This window comes from Pilosibacter fragilis, assembly GCF_032490495.1.
Taxonomy (GTDB): Bacteria; Bacillota; Clostridia; order Lachnospirales; family Lachnospiraceae; genus Pilosibacter; species Pilosibacter fragilis.
In genome coordinates this window covers 77,049-99,511 of sequence record NZ_JAVYJB010000002.1, presented here as the reverse complement: position 1 = coordinate 99,511, position 22,463 = coordinate 77,049, and the positions used below count along the sequence as shown (strand labels likewise).

Below are 22,463 nucleotides of genomic sequence, written 5' to 3'. Positions count from 1 at the left end.
CTTCTTCCATAATTTACACGAACCTGTGAAAGAAATTTGAGGGAGGAGTAAGACAAGTTATGAACGAAGAAAGAAAAGTAAAATATGGTTTCCTGCATTGTCATACGGATGAGTCCAATCGCGATTCCGTCATGACGGTAGAAACGCTGGTCAAACGTGCCGCGGAACTTGGTGCACCGGCGGTCGCCCTGACGGATCATGGTGTGATGACCGGGTACCTCCGCTTTGCTGAAGAGTGCGCAAAATATGACATCAATGCTATTTTTGGTGTGGAAGCTTATGTGCAGGAGGATGCAAAACCGGGAGAGGGCACAGAGGAAAAACGTATGCACCTGATCCTGATGGCCAAAGACTATGAGTACGGATTTAAAGCGCTGATCAAAGCAGTCAGCGAAAGTAATGAGCGCATGGATTCCCAGGGATTTGCGCGTATGAACAAAGACATCCTGCGTAAATACTTTGGGCCGGGCGCCCCGGGTCACGGTCATGTCGTTGCAACATCCGCCTGCGTCTCCGGTGTACTGGCATCTCTTTACAGTATGAATGATGAGATTGCGAAGAAAGTCGAAAAGCTGAAGACGTCGCAGTCCGGATTGGAGACCCCGACGTCACCTGGCTATCTTCACAACCGCACCCGTCTGGACTGGATTGAAAAGACATTACAGGAAAGCGCCAAGCGAATTACTGCGTATAAAAAACAATCGGGGAAACCGACAGCAGCTCTTGAAAAAAAGATTTACGCAGCAGCAGAAGGGAGTGCCAAACGAGCAGCAGCACAGGCTGCGTATGATGAAGTCGTGGAAGCCAAAAAAGAGGCTGCAAAAAAACTTGCGCTTGAAACGAGCAAAAAAGAGGCGTTGACTGGAGAAAAAAGCCGCCTGGCACCGGTTGTGAAACAGTCGGAAAAAGAAATTGCCAAATGGCAGGCTCTCCAGGATAAGATTGATGAAGCAAACAGCCATCGAATCCCGAATGAAAAGATTGACGACTTTGTACGCAGGGAAGCAGAATGGTATCGTGAAACGTTTGGATCAGACGATTTTTATGTGGAACTGCAGTACCACGGATTCCAGACAGAAACAGAAATCATGCCGAGACTGGCAGCGCTTTCTGACGAGCTTGGCATCCCGTCCGTTCTGGCGAATGATGCTCATATTCCGACATCCTCCGGAGATGATGTCCTGGCACGATCCATTATCCGTACCACCAGATTTCTAAAAGACTGGGAAACCCCGAGCGCGTCAGATTACGAGATGTATCTGAAAACCGATGAAGAATTGAAAGAATGGGTTGGTAAGATTATTCCAAAAGCAAAAGTGAACGAGGCATTTGAAAATATCGGGCGGATCACATCTCAGTGTCATGTTGCATTGCCGAAAGAAAAGCATTATCCATCTTTTAAAACACCGGATGGTTCCACACCGGAAGAATACCTACGTCGTATGGCCTATGAGGGGATTCCGAAAAAATACCCGAATGGGTTTCCAGATGAAAAGGAAGGCTATGAGCGTCTGGAACATGAGCTGGATGTAATCTGTTCCATGGGCTATGCAGATTATCACTGTATCGTTGAAGATTTCCTACGCTATGCAAGAGCAGCTGGGAAGCTGGATATGTCCGATCCGGAACAGGAAAAACTTGCTTTAAGTTTTGATATCGAAGCGATTGAACGCTATACAGCAAATCTGCCTGGAGAAACAGTCGGCCCAGGCCGTGGTTCCGCGGCGGGAAGCCTGGTGTGTTACCTGGTTGGAATCACCAACATCGATCCGTTAAAATACGGGCTCTTGTTTGAGAGATTCTTAAATCCGGAACGAGTAACCATGCCAGATATAGACTGCGACATCGAAACGAATATCCGTCCTTATGTTATCCGTTATGTCAAGCATAAATACGGTGAGAAATCTGTAGCCGGTATTATGACGCGCGGAAAACAGACCGGTAAAGCGGCGATCCAGACAGCTGGCCGTGCATACGGTATCCAGAAAAACGGGGATTCCACGGCGTTCCTTGGCGTCGTCAATACAGTTTCAAAAAAAGCAGTGGAACTGTCCGATGACGAACTGCACATGAACCTTAAGAAAATTGAAACGGAGTTGTATCAGGCGTTTGATTCCGATAAAGTTGCTCACGAGATTATCCGTTATGCCATTCTGATTGAAGGATGCATGACGCAGATCGGACAACATGCGGCTGGCGTCATCATCACGGACGGGAAACCGGTTGAAGATTATGTTCCACTGGTCTACAACCGAAAGAATGACATCATGATGACACAGTGTGATATGACACAGGCAGAGGAGATAGGACTTCTCAAAATGGATTTCCTGGGCCTGAACAACCTGACCGTCATTACCGAGACGCTGCGCGAAATCTTTAAGACTTCCGGAAAACTGGTTGATATGGACCGTATTTCCTATGATGATCCGAATGTGTTTTCCAGAATCATCGCCCCCGGAATGACGAATTCCGTATTCCAGTTGGAGTCAAACGGTATGAAACAAATGCTGCAGCAGTTTGGTCCGGACAGTATCTTTGACCTGATTCTTCTTGTGGCCATGTTCCGTCCGGGACCTTTGCAGTTTTTACCGGATGTAATTGCGGTCAAAAACGGGAGAAAACAGGTCAGTTATCTGACGCCGGAATTGGAACCAATTTTAAAGAGCACTTACGGTTCCATAACCTATCAGGAACAGGTGCAGGAGATTTTCCGTTCCCTGGCCGGTTATTCACTTGGACAGGCGGATCTTGTACGCCGTGCCATGAGTAAGAAAAAAGATTCGGTCCTCCGTGCAGAGCGTTCATCCTTCTTAAACGGAGATCCGGAACGCAATATCGCCGGATGCGTGGCGAATAACATCTCCGTGACAGCGGCAAATGAACTGTTTGATGAGATGACGGACTTTGCCAAATATGCATTTAACAAAAGTCACGCGGCGTGCTACGCCGTGGTGGCATACCAGACGGCCTGGTTAAAATATTACTACCCGAGAGAATATATGAAGTCCGTTATGAATAATACAGATTTTGATAAACTCCCGGGTCTGATCCGCGATTTAAAGACAATGGGGATCGGTATCAAAGCACCGGATATCAATCTGTCAGAACAGGGATTTTCCCTGCATGATGGAAATATTGTGTTCGGACTCGGAAGCATTAAGGGGCTCGGCAAATCGGTTGACGGAGTGGAACAGGTGCGTGCAAAAGGCGGTGCATTTAAGTCCATACAGGATTTCATCCTTCGGACGGACGCCGGAAAAACAATCCTGACCAATTTTACGGATGCCGGAGCTTTCGATTCATTCTGTACAAACAGAGCTGCCATTACGGCGATGATTCCGGAATATCTCACGGTCATGAAAAAAATCAAAGACCAGAGAAAACGTCTGGAAAAACAGTATGACCCAAAAAAAATTGCTTCGTATGAGGCAAAAATTAAGGAAAGCAAGGCCAAATTAAAAGAACTGGTTCCGGACACGGATATCTGCGAAGACGGCATGGAACGACTGAAAAAAGAACGCGACCGCCTGAGTGTATTTGTCAGTATGAATCCGATGGAACTTTATCCGGAACCGGAAAAGTGTGGCGCCGTTCCGATTATTGATGCCTTAACGGCAGGAAGGAGAGAAAAATTATCAGTAACAGGCATGATCAGCGATTATCGGATCCGCTACCGTAAGGCAGACGGAGCCCCAATGTCATTCTTTACACTGGAAGACTGTTCCGGTTCAATCAATGTCTGCTGCTTCACCAAAGAATTTGCAGCTGTAGGTGAAAGCCTTGCGGATGACACGGTCGTTCGGATTACGGGAAGTATCATGGTGGAAGATGACGGTACGAAAAAATTAAAACTGGACGGGGTTTCCGAACTTCACCAGCGTACCAAAACCATTCTGATCTTTGCAAAGAAATCCATGTTTGGCGGTGAACTGCAAAATATGCTGAAACCGCACATTGCAAAAAAAGGATATCCGTGTAAGATCTATGACATGATGATGGGAGAATTCCGAAACTGTGATCTGCGGTTATCCGCCAGTGTTTTAAACAGCAAGGAATTATACAACATCTGCCAGAAGAAACCGGTGATGAGAGATTTTGGCTGATGAAATATGTCTTACGAAAAGCAGGGGAAACCCTGCTTTTTGTTATATATCCTCCATTGTGGAGTCATCTGACTCCATGTAAAAAGCTCTACCGTTTTTCGTGACATCTCCTTCCATAATTCACTTGAAAATATTTACAAGGAGCCGAGAAAAAAAGCAGTTAAGGCTCCTTTTTCAAGAAAGGAGACAGTGTCATGGTACACAAAATGAAAAAGGAATTTATGGAACTGGAAGCGCAGGCAAGAAAAATGGAGGTATTCGTTGATTATGAGCCAGCAGCTCCGGTTGGCAGCCTCTTTGCCATGAAATGCGTGGTGAGCGATAAGAAGGGCGCACGCATCTGTCGTTTCGCGGCGGATGCTGACATCGCAACCGCGCAGGAACATGCAGGATATATGGCACTCAGTGCTTATTTTAACAAAGAAGTGGACGAGAGTTTGTATATCGTACGGACCGGAGCATCTGAAGCACAGACTCAGAATACATCAAATGTTACCCAGGGTCAGAACCAGGCAAATCAGGCTGCTGGCGGAAATAACCGGACTCAGCAAAATGCAGGTACATCCCGTCAGAATGGACAGAATGTGCCTCCGCAGCAGGGCCGTCCTTCTGCTGTAAATCAGCAGCAGAATCGTCAGGGACAGCAGAAGCCTGGCAGCAATCCGGTAATGCCGGGAACGTACAATCAGAACCAGCCACAGTGCAATACGCCTGCGCAGAACCCTGGCAACCGTACTCCGCAGCAGAATGCAGGCACGAGCCGTCCGAATGGACAGGGTGTCCAGCAGGGGCAGGGACAGCCGCAGCAGAACCATCCGTCGGCAGGACAGCAGACTGCGCCCGGAAGTAATCCGGTAATGCCGGGAACACGCAACCAGAACCAGACACAGTCCAATGCTCCGGGTCAGGGTTCCGGTAATCGTGCTCCGCAGCAGAATGCAGACACGGCACGTTCAAGCGGACAGAATGGCCCGCAGCAGAATCGTCCGACACCGCAGCCGCAGAATAATGGCCAACAGACTCAGAATATGGGAAAACCGGAAGACGTGCGTGTTCCGGTTGCACTGTTCAAACATCGTGAGGAGAATCGAGTCAGTGATCTGCTGAAAATTGAAGCAGGACGTTCTATTCTGCGCAGTATCTATTCCCAGAACAAGCTGACCGATGAACTGATGGCAATCCAGCCGAAGGTACGCGCATACATGGATTACTATCATATTCCGATCGCAGATGAAACATTTGTAAAAAGCGGAGAGTGCTAAAGAAAGGAGACCTGTAGATGCAGGAGGGAGCTGCCAGATCGCAGCTCCCTGTTAGAAACATGGCAAATGTATATTCTTCCATGGCCGCAGCAACGCAGTACCGTAAATTTTTAAACACGGAGCTGATGGCCATTGTTTATGACTTGGAGACAACTGGGTTAAATCCGGCAATCAATCACCCGATCCAGGTAGCGGCTAGACTTTGTGCTGTATCGCCGTATGGACTGGATGAGATTTGTTCCCAGAGCTGGTATATCAACCCTGGCTATCAGCTTCCACAGAAAATCGTGGAGCTTACCGGTATCACGGATCGTTTTCTTGCAACCCAGCCGAAAGAATCGGAAGTAATCAGAGAGATTGTCGGGTTCTTCGAAAATTATCCGGTGATCGGATACAACAATGGCAAGTTTGATGATCTGTTTATGCAGCAGATGTACCAGCGCTATGGTTATGCATGGAAACCCAAAATGTCCATGGATATTTATGCTCTGGTCAAAACACTGTTCAAACCCGGTCAGTTAAAAAACCAGAAGCTCGTGACATTGGCGGAGCACTTCCAGGTGACGGATCAGATAGAGGCATTCCATAACGCAGAATCCGATACGCTGGCAACCATTCTGGTAGCCAACAAATGTCTGGATTTATGCAAACCGGCAGAAGTGACCGGAAACGGGGCAACCTGCAAGGTCAAAAGCGTCCGTTATTACGAGCATCCGAAAAACTGGAAAGTCAAGCGGATTTATGTCGATACAGATATCACGAGATTCTACTTTGATGTCACTTCCATGACCTGGAATCCGGTATATGATGACGATCTGATCAGTCAGTACAATATGCAGGATGTCATCCGACAGGTACTGAATATGACCGGATGTAGGGACGAAGTGGAGCTTGCATCGTACAAAGGATAAGGAGCAAAAAAATGATAAGAAAATGCTTGGAACAGTTTGCGAGGAAGTATTGGTGGAGATGCTGGGTTAGCGGCTGCTCTGTATGTTTTACTGCAGAGAAAGAACTTACAGAAGTCTCTTCTGTCAATAGAGACATTCGCAGCTGTATACGAAAGGAGAGTGTGTTTAAGTGAAAGTGTACACTAGCAATTACTGGAAATATAAAGGGTCTCATGGCGTACAGATATCTAATAGTATGCCGGAAGGAGCTGTTACATATCGCAGACTTCCTATGCTGTACCCGAGATGGGATATGGTATCAAATTGGAATAAAGTAAAGAAACTACCTGACACACATCCTGAGAAATTAAAAGAGTGGAGACGTTTTGAAGATGAGTATTGGAAGAAACTTTGTAGTATCGGGGTTGATCATATTATCTCCTGCTTGAGTGAGGGAGATGTGTTATTATGCTGGTGCAACAAAGAAGAGTGGTGTCACAGAACAATACTTGCAAAGTGGCTCAGGTTGAATGGTGTGGAGGTGGAAGAGATATGACACCTAGGTGTGGGTACTACATCGAAAACAAACGGTTCCTGTCGTTTGCACATTATATTAAGTCCTGACTGTTAGTTAAAAGCCATCTGGAAAACCGGGTGGCTTTTTTGTAACTTTACTCACCTTGCGCCTGTAACAAAACAACCAAATAATACGAATTTTAATATCCGCAGAAATTACGTAATGAATGTGAGACAAAATAATGCTTAATTTTGGATATCCGCAGCTTTTAGCATGAGAAATTCAGATACGTATTTTTCCTCACCATAGAAAAAAATACGTCATTTCGCTCACCGTACCATAAATTCCAGATTAACAAAATAATGTATTTTTTAATATCCGCAGAAAGTCAAGATCATACTTTTGCTTCTGCGGATGGCACCAAAATGCCCATTTTCTGCACGCGTTGCATGACAAATTCCTTCGGAAAGCATCCGATTTCCGTGCATGGACCATCTTCCCGAATAGACAGTCCCAGTACCTGGGCAATCACAGCGTACTGCCAGTTTTCAAGTGGAAGTTTCACTTCACCATTTGTGCCGATGTATGATAATTCCAACTGTTTACACATCTGATCCCGCCTCCTCTTTAGAATTTGTCTCCTGATTCCTCAATGCTTTTTGTCTGGATTTGCCGGACTGTTTGGGCTTATCGGTTCCTGTATCCTGATAATAAGATAATAAAATCTGTTGTTTGAAATCACCGCCTTTGACCAAAATCTGTGGGTTTACGCACCAGGCTCCGTTCTGTATTTTTTGGATAAAATTAGCCTGCTGAAGCTTCTTCATGATCTTTGCGACGGTAGGCCTGCTGACCCCGGTATTGGTCATAATACGTTCATAAGTTCCCAGAAAAATATTAGTTGCCGGATGTGTATTCTCAATGATGTAGATGAGTACATCCAGCTGTTTACTATCCACAATGCCGAGAATGGTAAGAAAATCCATCAGATAACATTTCCAGAAATTCTTTGAACCATAAACCCTCTTGGTAATCTGATTTACGGTGATTTTTTCTCCTGTTTCAACGTCAAGCAATTCTCTGGTCCTGTTCCCAATTAAGGTCTGTGTATCCTGAATGTACTGAAAATTTGTCTTCTCCATGGTCCTGACTCCTTTGTCATTTTTTTGCAAAGGAATTATGGAAATAAAATTTACAAATTGGTTCAAAGGTCATTTTGGTCGGTTAAATAAAAATTAACTGTTATGTAAAATGTCTTTTCTATTCGGTCAGCTATAACTGACCAAACAGGCTCTTATTATTAACCGCTGGAAAGTCCGGGAACCGTTGATTTTACTGGGTTTGTCGGACTTTCGAAGAAAATTTACTCTCTTCTATATATCAATATGCCAATGAAGTTACTGGAACCACGGACTGGAACGAAGTGTCCCGGGGCTTTCGGTATCTGCCATTCTCCGACCGGGTACAAGTGAAAGACCGCTGCACCAAGGCACTTGGTTGATCCACACTGAGCACAATCATAAGAGATAGCAACGAATGTTCAGGTATACAGTCTCCTCCGGTATACAGTCTCCACTCATTTCGACTCGATTCCAACAGTTAATAAGAGTTAACCGTTATGTAAAATGTCTTTTCTATTCGGTCAGCTATAACTGACCAAACAGGCTCTTATTATTAACCGCTGGAAAGTCCGGGAACCGTTGATTTTACTGGGTTTGTCGGACTTTCGGAGAAAATTTACTCTCTTCTATATATCAATATGCCAATTAGGTTACTGGAACCACGAACTAAAACGAAGAATCCCGGAGCTTCCGGTATCTGCCATCTTACAATTTAGCGCGAGCGAACACGTTACGGTGCTCGGCAAAAGATTGTCACAATCAGGCCGGGAGTCAACCTGCCAATACGATCGGTTATATTGCCATGCAGACTGGACTGGCTAACAGATGGTTTGGTTATCTCAAAACAACCATATTTTGATTCACTTCGGGTTTCATAAGCAGTCGTTCAAAAATCGTTATCCGCAAAGAAATGTACATTTCGTCAACATGCGACATACTGCCAATGGCAAGTGGGAAGAAACACCATCTAATTTCCAATAACCGGGTATCTTCCACCATAATTTTATCGAAACTACACGAAAGGAATAGAGTGAGCATGATGAATCACAAAGATGAATTGCTGAATTTCGTACGGAACACAAACCTGCTGTTCCATTTCGGAATCCTCAGCACACAGGAAAAGAACCTGTTGGTTCAAGATGCAAGAACCGGATTTCTTTCTAAAACCACAGCTTCCATGCTTCAAGAAAAAATGCGCTCGGATCCCGAGAATAGCTTTCTTCTGGAGGTTATGGATTTTTTTGGAAAGGAGAATGAGACATGTTGAAGGCTGATTTTTTACAGGATGCGTTCCACATGAGCGGAAACAACGAAGAGGCGTTTGAGGAATTGCTGCAAGAGATTGACGCGCACACTTGCTACCATCCGGTCGCAATGAAGAACCTGGTTGTTTTCAGCCGGGTAGAAGAAGCGTATCAGAAAAATGCCCCGGACGAATGCACGGTATACGCATTCTGGCCCGGAAACCCATGGGTCAAAGGCCCTGGATCGAAAGCGCCGGTCATTCGCTTTGAAACTGTCAAGGTCCTGCCGAATGTGACCAGTAACAAGGAGTACGATGCCAAACTGTATGCCGAAATGATTTCATCGAATTCGATGATGTTGTCTGTGATGGTGAATGGGAAAGGCAGTGTTTATCACGTTTCAACACTTGCAATCCCGACGCTTGCCCAGCGGCTTGGTGTAACTACTGCAGCAATTGGTACGCGTTCGTTCGCTTCGGACTGTCTGATTGCAGAACAGCTGAATCAGGACAAAGAAGTCAAACTTGTCGTGAAGAACTATCGCCGAACCGGTAAAATCTGTGCGGTTATGAGTCCAAAGTATGCGGAAATTCCATTGCATGACATCTGTACGATCTATCGCGATCTGTTTGGTGAAAACCCGAACATCACAAAAATTTCGGATACGACCACTTTACCGTCGGACCGTAAAAATGTGACTTGTGACGGATGGGATGTGACACATGAACGTGTACGCATCAATTTTGCCTTCCATGGATATGCGGAAGACATCAACGCCATGTACAACATCAAGGATAAACTGATCCCATGTCTGGAATTGGTAACCTCCGATATCGGGGAAAATGCCTTTGAGGCAACCGGATACTGGAAAACGCCAAACGGTGCCAAAATCTACGGTTCATCCTTTAAACGCGAGCACAGGGGGACCGCAACTTGCAAGGCTGCTACTGGAGCCGCAAAGGGAAAACACGATACAATTCGTGATATCATCCGTCAGGGAGTGGAAGAGAATATTTTTGATAAATACACGAAGCTGCCGGAGCGGCTGTTGGAACTGCTTCAGATCGACATTACACCGCAGGATCTGGATCTTACCAAAGCACGCGGCCGCGGACGCAATGCAAAAGCAGTGGTGGCTGCTTTTCAGTACGTTTTCCGCGAACTACATCTTTCACAGATCCTTTCCGCTAAACGGATCCGGAGTATTTTTGAAAATTGCATCGAACACGGACAGATTGATGAATCCATGCGCTATACGGCGTATGATATTGCCATGAAAACGTTTGAGCTGGAGCTGTCTCTGAAACCGTGGCTGGAGAAAGAGGGTGTTTGCAAAGAAACAATCCGTAAATTCAGCGAAGCAGTCGGAAAAGCTGCCTATGTGAATTTTGAGAAGCTGGCAGATGGAAAAACGGGCAATACCGTATCAGAGGCATTTATCGTACCTCAGACCATGGAAAACTGAGCAGGACGCAGGAAGGAGGACAGCGCCCGCACGGAAGCATCAGTCGCGCGGGTGCTGGATCGAAATATATGAGGGGTATTTTTATGCGGAAAAACGACAGCGATTTTTATATGCTTGTCGGACGCGTGGAAGAAGTTACGGATGAGGGGAACCGTTACGTAGTTAAGGTTTCCTACGAGATTTTTAACCGTGTTCGCAGGCAGGAAGAAACCGTTATGACAACGGTGTATTTCCAAGATCAGCAGTCGCGTATGGACGATAAAAAACCAATCCCGTGGGTTCAGATTGCACGTGGGAAAAACATACGTCCGGGACGGACAGTTGCCATGATCGTTTACTTTACAGGCAATGATTTCGCGGAAGCATACGGATACGGGATTTATTACAGTGGAGTCGTGGGACTCGGGGCAGAACGCAGCGAAGATGTCAAATACAGTATTGGCGGAACCGTCAACTGGATGGAAGATAAAATTGACAATGCGGGCACACCTTATCTATCCATGAATGTATTTTTTGGATACGATCGCTATGGCAATGCCGCATCAGCGATTGTCCAGGTGCGCGACCCGGTTCTGATGGAAACATGCAAGCGTATGCTTGCACCGCAGGAAAACCTTCGTTGGAATGCCTGGTTCAAATGCGGAAAACCCTATCGGTTCGAAGGCCGCAACAGAAGAATTTATGACATTTATACGGCAACCGATATGACACGGACAAATTATTTTACAAGGGAGGCGCCACATGAAAATCAAACGGATCAGAACCCAGAATTACAGGGGCAAGAACTTTGATTTGGAACCGGCAAAGATTAATTTATTCTTTGCCAAGAATGGAACAGGAAAAACAAGTCTTTGCGATGCAGTACGTTACGGCATTACGGGGCTTGTCCCGCCGGATAATCTGCACAGCGGGGCGGTACAGATCATCTTCGATAACGGAATGTCCATCCAGCGCGCACGGGGAAAAGCTACCGTGTGCGGGATGAATGGAAAGAAGGTTACGGAAACTGCCATGAATGAAGCAATCGCAGACATGATCGGCATTCCAATACAGAAAGGTAAAAGAGCAGATGTACTACGCGATGTAAAAATTGCGTGCAGTTCAGACGTGCTTTTACAGCTTTCACCGGCCGATTTTTCTAAACTGCTGATGCAGTATATTCCGGAAACACTGGATGTAGATCGCATCTTGGCTTATTTTGACGGGCAGCCGAAGGAAGTGCTGGATGAATGTAGAAAAGCGTTTCCGCCAATGCCGGAAAAGTTCGGCATGAAGAAAGTACAGGAAGTGTATATGCACTATTTTGAAGATCGAAAAACGGTCAACGCACTTTTGAAGGAAAAGGACGCTGCAGCAAAGAATTTGACACCGACAGAGCCGAAGCGTACTGTGGAAGTAATCAGTGAAGAACTGACTAATCTGATCGCTTTTGAAAGAACCAGAATGGATTCCATTAAGCGGCAGGCAGAGTATGCTTCCGCAAAGCGGAAGAGAGAGATTCAGGAAGCGGAAATCCGTAGGCTGAAAGATCGTATAAGTACTGCACCGGCGAAACCGGATGATGCAACAGGCGAAAGGCTGGAGCATGAAAGGGAGACCCTGGAAGGTCAGATCGTAAACAAAACGGCACAGGCAAACGGCATCCAGACAAACATCGCATTTTTTGAAAAAGCGCTGGCCTCCTTAGATCTTCCGGTATGCCCAATTTCAAAAAAACTGGTATGCACCACGGACAAAACACAGATCCGTACGGAAACGGAGGCAATGCTTACGCAGAATAAGGAGCTGCTGGCTGATGTCAGAAAAGAAATTGAGGATGCAAAGGCCCGCAAAGAAGCGTGTATCCGTTCCAAAAAAGATTATGATGCAGCGAAAAGTGCCTATGCAGAATATGCCAAGCTACAGGCGGAACTGGCTGCATATGAAAAGAACCTGGTGACGCTGCCGGATAAGCCAGAAAGCGAAACGGTGAATCCTGAAGAACTTGCGAAGAAAAAGCGCGAACTGGAAGCCGAGAAGAAGAATGCGGAAGATTACGCTTATAAACAGACTCTTCTCAAAGAAGCCGAAACTCAGAAGGCGCGGTACGCAGTAGAAACAGGCATGATCCGTGCATTGGAAGATAAAGGACCGGTCAGAACGAAGATCATCGAGTTTTATCTCCAGCAGTTTGAAGGTGTATGCAATGCAAGGGCGGCACAGTTTGCTCCGGGTTATATTTTTAAATTCCATCCGGATAACGGTGTAAAGATCTTTGTCAAGACACCAACCATGCAGAAACGTTACTATCCGCTTGCGTCCTGTTCCAATGGCGAAAAGGTACTGGCATCCTTCATTTTAACGGATATGGTCAACCAGTTGACCGGTTCCAGACTGATGTTTGTCGATAATCTGGAGGCCATGGATCTGGAACACATGCAGGGATTAAGGAAACTGCTTGAAACGCCGGAATTCACTGCAGAATATGACCATATTTTTCTTTGTGGAGTCAACCATCTGGATGTGATCAAAACATTCATGGGGATGAAGAACGCGAAGTTTATTAAATTGCAGGAGATTGATTCGGATGCAAAAAACAGCGCGAATCCATCATAATATCATGCTTGCGGCTACGTGCCGCTGAACACAAATCCCGGTTATCATCCAAAGCCGGGATTTTGTTTTGTGGAAGGAGAACATTATGAGAGAAGGCACGGAGTGCTTACGGACTATATTGTCACAAGATCCATTCATCGAGGCAAGAACAACAGCCCGGGAGTCTTTGGCTATCAAGCGGTTTAGTGACCTCTGCAATACTTTTGGCGACCACGATGAAGAGATCGCGAATGCTATTTTGGTAGATGAGAAAAACAAAAAGCATTTTCTTATGCTGGCCGCCGGATGCATGGCATCTCTTGGCTATGCAGGAGAATGCGAGAAACGCATGCAAAGAGAGCACTGGGATTTACGGAATAAGGCTGCCACCGAGTATTGCTTGAAACACCTGGAAACATTAATTGTCTGCTTATGCGCGGAAAGTCTTCCCGCTTGCGAATTGCCATGGAAATCCAGGCGTTCGAACAGGAACACCCGACTCTGCAGCAGAAAATGGTCGGGATGTTTTTACGTATGATCGCCCGGAATCATATGTATTCAAGAATTACGGGAACAGGTTTCCCATTTATTTAATGACTCATGTGCAGACTCCCGAATTTCGGGAGTCTTTTTTTTTGCAGTAGGCACATGGTCCCACGTTGTAGAGTTTTTCTTTTTGCGACATTTCATGCATCTCCGACCATAATTGTGGCGCAGCAGAAAACAAAAGTACGCACAATACAATCAGGCATATCACAAATGGGACGGCTATACCGTCCGGAAAGGAGAGTCTGCCGGCGATACATACGGCAGCACACATTATGGGTAATATTGTAAACGAAGCAATTTTCCGTGGAAGAATCGCAAGCATGCGTGGAACAGAGGGCGGTGGCACTATCGTTTTAGCCTGCCCGGTCATCACAACCACAAGAAAAGGTGGTCAGTTGGAAAATGGAGTAAGAACCAATTTTCCGGCATTATCATTTAACAAGCATACAATTACGGAAGACATCATGAAAAACTTTAAAGTTGGAAACCATGTTGTTGTAAAGGGATATGTACAGTCCTACCTGCGCATGGATGAACGTACTGGAGAAGTAAAGGAAATGATGGAAGTATACATTCGGGAAATGCTGCATGATAACAGTAAAATGGCAAATGCTTTCGGTGTTGAGGGCAGAAATTATCCGGAATGTCAGAATGAAGTATACATTTCAGCTCCACTGATTGGCATCGCCAAACGCACGGAGTCCATTCTTTCACTGCGCCTGGATCTGTCTGGGGAAAGAAAGAACATGGTAAATGCAACTTTTTTCCGCGCACCCGCAGGAGTAGCTGATGGCCTGTCAATCGGCAGTCAGATTAGCCTTCTGGCAATGGTTCAGACGATTGACACAAAATCCGGAAAAAAGGCACCGAACTATCAGGATCTGGTAGTTTTGGATCTTGCCCCTGCTGGCACCGTACAGGAGTAAGTAGCCGAAAATACCGCAAGATTCATTTCAGTACAACCCCGCCAGTGATATTCCGGCGGGGTACTTTTTTGGAAGCTACCATTTCAAAACTCGTTTGTTTTCTTATCCGCAGAAACGATAGGAGAGTGAAACAATTCCATAATTGTATCGCAAATAGTAATTCACCATGCTGATGGCAAACCAGCGAATATTGCATATCCGCAAAATACAGAAAGTCTCAATATTTTGCGTAAGCAGATATAATGGAACCAGAAAAAGCCAGAAAGGAGAGCGGATGCACGATGACATCCGCAGAAGACACCATGACAAATACAATGGACTACCGGACCAAAAGCATTGCGCACGAAGTAAAAAATGTTTCTGTTGAAAACGCATGGCCGATCGCCATGGATATCGGTTATTCTTCCGTTAAATGTTTTTCTCCGATTATGATCTGTGCATTCCCGTTTTATGCAAAAAACCTCGGGAAGAACCCGCAGCTGTTCGGGGAACAGGAACCGTATGAAATTCTGTACCGTGACGGGGAAACCGGAGAGGTATGGAGGGTTGGACGTAGTGCTCAGCAGATGGTGAACAGCAAAGACACCAATGATTCCCAGTTGGAATTATTTGCCCGCGACCGCTATGATTCCCCAATCTTCCAGATTGCGGCAAGGGTTGGCATGGCTATGTGCATGTTAAAGAATCAGGCAGGTGAATATAACGGTCGCAGTATCATGCTCCAGACAGGACTGCCGCCGGCTTATCTGACTGAGGATTCACCAAGAATCGTTAGTGCGCTGGCAGGACATCATAAATTTTCCATGAAACTGTGGAACAACAGAAATTATGTAAGCTTTGATTTCACTGTATATGAAAAGAACATCCATATCATGAGTCAGCCAATGGGGACGCTTCGGAGTATTTCCACGGACGACAATGCCAAAGCACTGATGAACGCAAAAAAATATTATACATCCAACATTTTAATCTTTGATGCCGGATTCGGTACGCTGGATCTTTATGACATCGTAAACCGTAAGGCAAATTCCAAGGAAACATTTGCGCAGTTCGGAATGCGGGCAATTCTGGAAGAAACCGGCAAACGGATCCAGGAACGTTCCGGTGTCGCAATCCGCTCCGCCGCCATGCAGAATGCACTTGAAAGAGGAGCGTTTACCATTACGGAACGAAAAGGAGTGAAGATTTCCACGAAAACGGAAGGATTCGCAGACCTCCTGGAAGCGGCTACGAAAGAAATCTGCGAACAGGCTGTGGAAAAAGTAATCAACATGTATAATGCCCTGGATGAATACGATTACCTGATTCTGACTGGTGGTACAAGTGCCGTGTGGGAACCGTATATCAGGGAATATTTCCAGGCAATTGAACGTCTGACAGTGGTTATGGGCAATGAAAACTGTCCGGATCTAGATATCATTTTCTGTAATGTGCGTGGATATTACATGTATCTGATTGAGTGGCTTCGCCGCAAATCCATACAAAAATAAGGACAGAAAGGGGGATAAGGAACATCACAATGGGGGAATATAATGATTGTTACCCCATTGTGGCGTTCTGTCAGCCATGAAGATCACAATCCGAATTTACAGAACACATGATTTTGACTTGATGTCACTATATCAGGCTGGAAATATCCCGCTTGCTCAGGTGATGAAACAGGCAATCATTGCATATTATTGTGGGGAGCATTTCCGTTTTACGGTAGAGCGCGAATCAATCCCGGATTTGAAAGCTATGCCGCTTGTTGTCAACCTGCTTTTATCAATTTCTGATTATGACGCACCTGGCATCGAACATTGGATTGCTGGATTACAGAAGGGATATAGAAACAGCTGCTTCAAATCCATTTTCCGACATTATCTGGATGACCCGTGTATGGCATTTTACCGGGAAGACGGTTGCATTACCAGACCGATCGAGATGGCTGAAAAACCGGTTCCATTTCCAAAATCGTCTCGAAAAAAAAGAGAAAAGCAGGAACATACCACACAGGAATGGCTGGATGCCGTGGCAGATGGCTCCATCGATCGGAAACAGAAGGGAAGGAAGCCGCGAGATCTGGACGAAATCTTTGAAAAAACACAATCGATAAATGAACAGACAGCAGGGGAAGCGGAAGAGCAGACAGCAGGACAGCCTCTGCCAGTTCTGTCACAAAAAGCCTTAGAGCCAACTGCACAATTCATATCGGGACATGTGCAGGAGACAGATAAGGATATCGTCAATACAAATGCAGATGGCGAGGACGAGGATGTGGATTTCGATGATTTTGAAGCATTTGAATCAATCATGGGTTAACAAAGTGAGTGACAGATAGGAGAATCATTATGTATGATAAAAGAGATGAATTCAAACAGCTTAATGACACAATTTTAAAAGATGTTCGTCGAGCATTTAACCGCGCCGGGATCCCGTTCCTTTGGATCGCTCCAGTATATGACGACGGCAAAGGCACCAAATACCGTGTTGCTATGGACACAAATAAAGAAATTAAGGAAAATATCCAGTATGCCTGTGACGCCCTGACCCCGGGAAGTATGGGAATGGATCTGAAGGATGATTTGATTCGTGACATCATTAAAGTGATGAATGGATACAAAGTTGTTACGGATTACAATCCAATCGTATTGAATGAGGGAGAACTGACAAATGCCGCTTCAGCATTAGCAAAAACAGGACTTCCGTCATCCATGAAGGACGACGGGGAGGGCGGATTTTATCTCGACGTGGAAGATGATGCGGCAGAGAGCGAAACAGACAGCAATGTAGCGTCCGCAGGCGAAACTATGTTAGAACAGGTACCGGTTGCGCTGCATCGTGTGATTGAACCTGTAGATCAGAATGGCGATAATCAGATCCACGTGGAGCGCAGCACATTTCTGCCGTACATTCCATCAGATTTCGATGATGAGGATGATCAGGAAAAGACAGAAGATAACACTGACAACAAAGAAAGCAAGTAAGGAAATGAGCCCGTCTGATTGCAGACGGGCTTTCTAATTGCCAATATATTAGCATTTGCGAAAAAGTATATATCTCCATCCATAATTTACCCGTACAAAAGAAATGTATCGAATACGTTTCTGAAACAAGGAAAGGAGATATGTTATGCGCAAAAAAGTAAAAAAAGCGGTTTCCGGCCTGCTGGCTGGTGCCGTATGCCTGTCCGCTGTGTACTCCGGCCATGCCGTCTACGCGGAGGGGAATGAGTTCATTACTTCACCCACAAGCGACCAGACAGGCGTTATCATCACCGGCATCACGGATGCCGCTGTCCATGACGGTACGGTAACCATTCCGGATGAACTGAATGGAACGCCAGTAAAGTCGCTTGGCGACAAAAATGTGAACCACTCGTTTCTAAACGGGAAAGACGTGGAGACGCTGACACTCGGGAAAAATGTTACCGGAATGACCCTGTATGCTCTGTATGATACACCGGGATTAAAGAAGATCGAACTGGCTGAAGGCTCCCCGTTTACAACGGACGGGGATGGCGTGGCATTGCTTGCCGGCGGCGGCTCCACCCTGATTAAACTTTGTCCGGAAGCCGTGGATGATTACACCGTTCCAAATAGTGTCAAGAGTATTTGGAACATGGATCACATGAATCTGGACAGCCTGGATCTGGGAAACACCACAGAGTTAAGAAAACTGGCTCTGGCGGGTACGGAAGTTGGAACGTTGACTGTGCGGGATCCGAAATCTTCAAGCGGAGCCGGTACGGAAATCCTGTATGGCACAACAGTGCATGCATTCAATGCGGATAACAGCACCGTATATGAAACAGACGGAAAGGCGTTGTGGACCAAGGATGATAAGGAGCTAGTCAAAGTTGCCGCAGGCACAGATTTTGATGAAACATACTTTGAACAGTTTTCCGATGTATCTCCATATGCGTTTAACTCTGTACCGGAATATTTAAAGATCGCCGGAAGCCTTCCGGAAAGCGTCACCAAGAACAAGGTGTTCAGCTTCTATTCACAGAATGATGCCGTTTTCGTGGTAAACGGAGAAGTAGGATTCTGCTACAACCATGATAAGGCAGTGCCGGACAGTGTCGGGGGCGTCACAGATTATTCCAAAGATGTTGATGCCACAAAGTATGATCAGATCCGCGCCCTGATGTATGCCGGTGTTCCGGTGGATGGTACCGGACTGTTCGAAAAAACATTCGGTGTCAGCTATGAGGATGCCGTTTCCAGTCAGGAAGTAATGGAACATGGTGACGCGGCGCTGAATACGGTATCCGCACTTGTGTACCATATCATTGACGGAACCGAACCGGAAGTCATCCGCGGAACCGGATATGGCCCATTTGATGCGGATAAGGTTGCACAGTACCGTAGCCAGCTGTTAAAGGCTGTGGAACATTACAAGGACTACAACTTTGAACCGGATTTCTCTGTTGATGGGAATACTGTCACGTTCCACAGAAACGGCGATAGCTATGAAAGCGATCCGTTTACTGTACATACTGTAAATGCGTCCGGCGAGGTTGCTGACCAGTATGTTTATACCATCAACGTGACATCCGACAAGATCACCTGCAAGGACGGCGGCAATACGTTCCGTACCGGCGAGGAAGTTGTTCTGGTGTCCGATGAGAAACCAGAGCAGATTACATTCAGTTATAATGAACCGTCATTAAAGTACTACAAGAAGACCAACAACAATGTGCAGGATGTACTTGCGTCCGCAGTACGTGAGAAAGACGCAGCGCTGCAGGTTGATGTTGTGGTTGAAGATCTCCTGATTTCCAAACAGGATGCGGCCACAAACAAGGAACTCCCGGGAGCATCCCTGAAACTTACAAAAGACGGGAAAACTGTGGATGAGTGGGTTTCAACCAATACTCCGCATAAGATCAACAATCCAGAAGATGGAACCTATGAACTGACGGAGATTACAGCACCGGATGGATACGAGGTTGCGGAAAAGATCATCTTTACCGTCAAGAACGGTACCGTGGAAAGCGGCAAAATTACCATGTATGATCAGCCGCTCAGCAAAGGGATTAAAATTTCCAAACAGGATGTTACCACCGGGAAAGAGCTTCCGGGAGCAACGCTGACCATTACAAAGGATGGTGAAGTAGTGGAAACCTGGCAGTCTTCCGATACCCCGCGCGAGTTTACCCTGCCAGATGGAGAATACACTCTGACAGAAGTGACCGCTCCGGATGGATATGAGGTAGCTGAAAAAATTACTTTTGCGATTAAGGATGGCAAACTTGCCGACGGCAGCGACAAAGTAGTGATGTATGATCAGCCGACCGGAGGCAGTGTGAAGATTTCCAAGGTCAGCGCAACAACCGGAGAAGAACTGCCCGGAGCGACCCTGGTTCTGAAAGACGCAAAGGGCGATGTGGTTGATGAATGGGTATCCGGCGATACCGTTCATGTGATTACCGGAATTGCCGATGGTGTGTATACCCTGACAGAAAAACGGGCGCCGAAAGGATATGAGATCGCGGAATCCATTGAGTTTGAGGTAAAAAACGGTGAAGCTGTGGGCGGCACCGTGGTCATGGAAGACAAGGAAAGCAAAGCAACTCCTTCTGAACCGGAAAAACCGGATGAGCCGGAGAAGCCAGCGACCCCTTCCGAACCGGATAAGCCTACCACACCGGACAAGCCTACCACACCGGACAAGCCAACAACCCCGGATACTCCGAACACCCCGGATACTCCGTCCAATCCGTCCAAGCCTTCTGGTGGACACAGCCATAGCAGCAGCGGCGGAGGCGGCGGAAGCAGTTCACGTACGGTTGTCACAGACTGGTATCTTGATGTTTCCAAACAGGATATTACCACAAAAGCGGAACTTCCGGGCGCGCAGCTGACCATTACGAAAAACGGCGCTGTTGTGGAGTCATGGACATCAACCACTGAACCGCATAAGATCAAAAATCTGGCGGACGGAGAGTATGTTTTGACGGAAATTACAGCTCCGGATGGATATGAGGTAGCGGAAAGCATTCCGTTTACTGTCGCAAATAAAATGCTGAAAGATGGCAGCAAAACGGTAGTAATGTATGATGCGCCGAAACCGGTTTCTGCGCCTGTTCCGACAGATACGCCGTTGCCGAAGACCGGCGGCACCACTGCGGCAGCCGTATTTACCGCAGCATCCATGCTGTGCATGATTCTTTTCTACAAGAGAAAACGCATGGCTCAGTAATGCTGTAACTGGTTATCGACCCCGTCCTTTTGGGCGGGGTTTTTTAAAGAGGGAGAAAGATTATGTTTAAGAAAAAGGTAGCGCTTGCTTTAGCGGTTGCCATGGTGGCAGGAAGTATTTCTGGCTGTGGTGGTTTTCTGAAGGTAAGCGTTGGAGGTAAAGATATTGTGAATATCGGTGAAGCCGAAAGCACCGAAAAAGAAACAGAAGCCATGCTGGCCTCCGAAGAATCGAAGGAGGAACACGCAAAGAAAGAAATAAAAGCACAGATCACTGCTGATGCAGAGGCATGGGACAAGGCAAAAAAGACCACATTTTCCGGTTCCGGCATCCGGTTAACCCTTCCGGGTGAAACCCCGGACACTTTTGTGGAAACGACACATATGGACCAGGATTATTTTACCCTGACCGTATTCTGTGACTACACAAACATGTCGCTCGGCAATGAGTCGAGTCTGAATCTCTATCATTTTAACGCGAAACAACTTGGTATCCGCGATGCGGTTGGGGCTAAATCGGTACTTTTCCAATCATGCATTAAAAAGAACGCACAGGTTTCAAAGGCGGGAGAACCAGAGTATACATCCGTGATGAGCAATGATGGTAATGAATGGGATGTCGCGACGGTGGACTGCGAACTTTCCGATGACAATACATGGAAAACCATATTTGCAACAACGTATGATGGCGAAGATGCTTATGCTGTCATGTATCTGGACCGCGGAGAGGACGATTTCAACATGAACACGGACTGGTTTGAAATGGGACTGGAACTGAGTGGGGACGCGGACGCGCACGGTACTACCGGATCCGGATCGGAAGTAGATATTCAAAAACTGCTTGGCGCTCAGATCCAGGACCAGCAGAATGAAGAGTCTGCGGAGGCGCCTGAGAAGACGGACGTACAGAAAAGTAGTAGCGTGACAGGTTTGGAAGCCATCGGTATATCAGACAACGATATGGATACTGCTATGACGTATATGGAAACCAAAACAGTAGGGGATTTGACTGTTTATATTCCGCGCTATGCCGTAGACTATTCGGTGCCGGGACGCAGCAACGGTTCCGGCCAGCAGGTAAGAAAGTCGTGGGAATTAAAATACGATGACAGTGCTTATCTGGATCATTTAACTATGCAGACCTTTGTCACATATTCACCCGCATCGGCATTTGGAGACGGAACATGTTATTATGATACAGTCAATGAATTTAAGGAATCCATTGAATCATCCAATAGCTCCTATCCGGATTATGTATTTAGTCTGCACGGCGAAGAATACAAGATTTGGCTGGATGAGTCCAATGACGGCTATATCCAGGGAGAAGCATTCATCACGCATGCGGACGGAAGCTGTTCTACGATTGAAACCACTGCATATTACAGCGGAACAAATGATAAGGTAAAAGGCCGGGCAAATGCCAAAGCGCTTGTATGCGCACAGCTTTTGTTCCCGCAGAAATAAACAATCATGTCCTATTTTTTTTGTTTTCTAACCAATTCCGCGGAGATTTTTTCATAGTTCCTGCATTAGTTATGGAGAAAGGACTTCGTTATGGATGAATCTGTCGGGGATCGCCCATTGTCTGTAAGGTTTGGATGGTCACAGTCATCCTGTAAACTGGACT

At 46.3% G+C, this 22,463-nt stretch carries 16 protein-coding genes; 14 read left to right on the top strand and 2 right to left on the bottom strand.

From position 1 onward, the window contains the following. Window positions 1-59: 59 nt before the first annotated feature. The 4 genes from ABCW45_RS01755 (at window position 60) to ABCW45_RS01740 (ending at window position 6,811) form a co-directional block, all read left to right on the top strand. Window positions 60-4,103, top strand: coding sequence for a DNA polymerase III subunit alpha (locus tag ABCW45_RS01755; protein WP_343220133.1), 4,044 nt, complete (start codon window positions 60-62; stop codon window positions 4,101-4,103). 194 nt (window positions 4,104-4,297) lie between these two features. Beyond that, the gene (locus ABCW45_RS01750) at window positions 4,298-5,365 is read left to right on the top strand and encodes a hypothetical protein (RefSeq protein WP_343220132.1); all 1,068 of its coding nucleotides are present in this window, start codon (window positions 4,298-4,300) and stop codon (window positions 5,363-5,365) included. A gap of 17 nt (window positions 5,366-5,382) precedes the next feature. Continuing rightward, window positions 5,383-6,276 (top strand): 3'-5' exonuclease, encoded by an 894-nt coding sequence (locus ABCW45_RS01745; RefSeq protein ID WP_343220131.1) that lies wholly within the window; start codon window positions 5,383-5,385, stop codon window positions 6,274-6,276. A 169-nt stretch (window positions 6,277-6,445) separates the two neighbouring features. After that, window positions 6,446-6,811 carry a DUF488 family protein, N3 subclade gene (locus ABCW45_RS01740; protein WP_343220130.1) on the top strand — a complete coding sequence of 122 codons (366 nt, stop codon included), beginning with the start codon at window positions 6,446-6,448 and terminating at the stop codon, window positions 6,809-6,811. Window positions 6,812-7,166: 355 nt separating this feature from the next. On the opposite strand, the gene ABCW45_RS01735 is transcribed toward ABCW45_RS01740, so the two are convergent. Together ABCW45_RS01735 and ABCW45_RS01730 are read right to left on the bottom strand one after the other, a co-directional pair. Beyond that, window positions 7,167-7,382: a hypothetical protein gene (locus tag ABCW45_RS01735; RefSeq protein ID WP_343220129.1), complete on the bottom strand. Its 216-nt coding sequence runs from the start codon at window positions 7,380-7,382 to the stop codon at window positions 7,167-7,169. Continuing rightward, entirely contained in the window at window positions 7,375-7,914 is a 540-nt protein-coding gene (locus tag ABCW45_RS01730) for a replication/maintenance protein RepL (RefSeq protein WP_215630805.1), read from the bottom strand. The genes ABCW45_RS01735 and ABCW45_RS01730 overlap by 8 nt, the downstream gene beginning before the upstream one ends. Window positions 7,915-9,153: 1,239 nt before the next feature. Here ABCW45_RS01730 and ABCW45_RS01725 point away from each other — a divergent pair. The 10 genes from ABCW45_RS01725 (at window position 9,154) to ABCW45_RS01680 (ending at window position 22,300) form a co-directional block, all read left to right on the top strand. Continuing rightward, window positions 9,154-10,602: a hypothetical protein gene (locus ABCW45_RS01725; RefSeq protein WP_343220128.1), complete on the top strand. Its 1,449-nt coding sequence runs from the start codon at window positions 9,154-9,156 to the stop codon at window positions 10,600-10,602. A gap of 83 nt (window positions 10,603-10,685) precedes the next feature. After that, a complete protein-coding gene (locus ABCW45_RS01720; RefSeq protein WP_215630807.1) occupies window positions 10,686-11,393 on the top strand; it encodes a hypothetical protein in 708 nt (235 codons plus the stop codon). Then, a complete protein-coding gene (locus tag ABCW45_RS01715; protein WP_215630808.1) occupies window positions 11,344-13,197 on the top strand; it encodes an AAA family ATPase in 1,854 nt (617 codons plus the stop codon). The genes ABCW45_RS01720 and ABCW45_RS01715 overlap by 50 nt, the downstream gene beginning before the upstream one ends. An 85-nt stretch (window positions 13,198-13,282) precedes the next feature. Beyond that, window positions 13,283-13,714 (top strand): hypothetical protein, encoded by a 432-nt coding sequence (locus ABCW45_RS01710; protein WP_215630809.1) that lies wholly within the window; start codon window positions 13,283-13,285, stop codon window positions 13,712-13,714. 283 nt (window positions 13,715-13,997) lie between these two features. Beyond that, complete coding sequence (locus ABCW45_RS01705; protein ID WP_215630810.1) at window positions 13,998-14,651, top strand: hypothetical protein; 654 nt, start codon at window positions 13,998-14,000, stop codon at window positions 14,649-14,651. Window positions 14,652-14,893: 242 nt separating this feature from the next. Continuing rightward, window positions 14,894-16,141 (top strand): ParM/StbA family protein, encoded by a 1,248-nt coding sequence (locus tag ABCW45_RS01700; protein WP_215630811.1) that lies wholly within the window; start codon window positions 14,894-14,896, stop codon window positions 16,139-16,141. A gap of 76 nt (window positions 16,142-16,217) precedes the next feature. Then, window positions 16,218-16,952 carry a hypothetical protein gene (locus ABCW45_RS01695; protein ID WP_343220126.1) on the top strand — a complete coding sequence of 245 codons (735 nt, stop codon included), beginning with the start codon at window positions 16,218-16,220 and terminating at the stop codon, window positions 16,950-16,952. A gap of 29 nt (window positions 16,953-16,981) precedes the next feature. Beyond that, window positions 16,982-17,617, top strand: a complete 636-nt coding sequence (locus ABCW45_RS01690) for a hypothetical protein (protein WP_343220125.1) — start codon at window positions 16,982-16,984, stop codon at window positions 17,615-17,617. Between the two features lie 145 nt (window positions 17,618-17,762). Then, entirely contained in the window at window positions 17,763-20,837 is a 3,075-nt protein-coding gene (locus ABCW45_RS01685; protein ID WP_343220124.1) for a SpaA isopeptide-forming pilin-related protein, read from the top strand. A gap of 62 nt (window positions 20,838-20,899) precedes the next feature. After that, on the top strand, window positions 20,900-22,300 hold the full coding sequence (locus tag ABCW45_RS01680) for a hypothetical protein (RefSeq protein ID WP_343220123.1): 1,401 nt from the start codon (window positions 20,900-20,902) through the stop codon (window positions 22,298-22,300). Window positions 22,301-22,463: the final 163 nt, after the last annotated feature.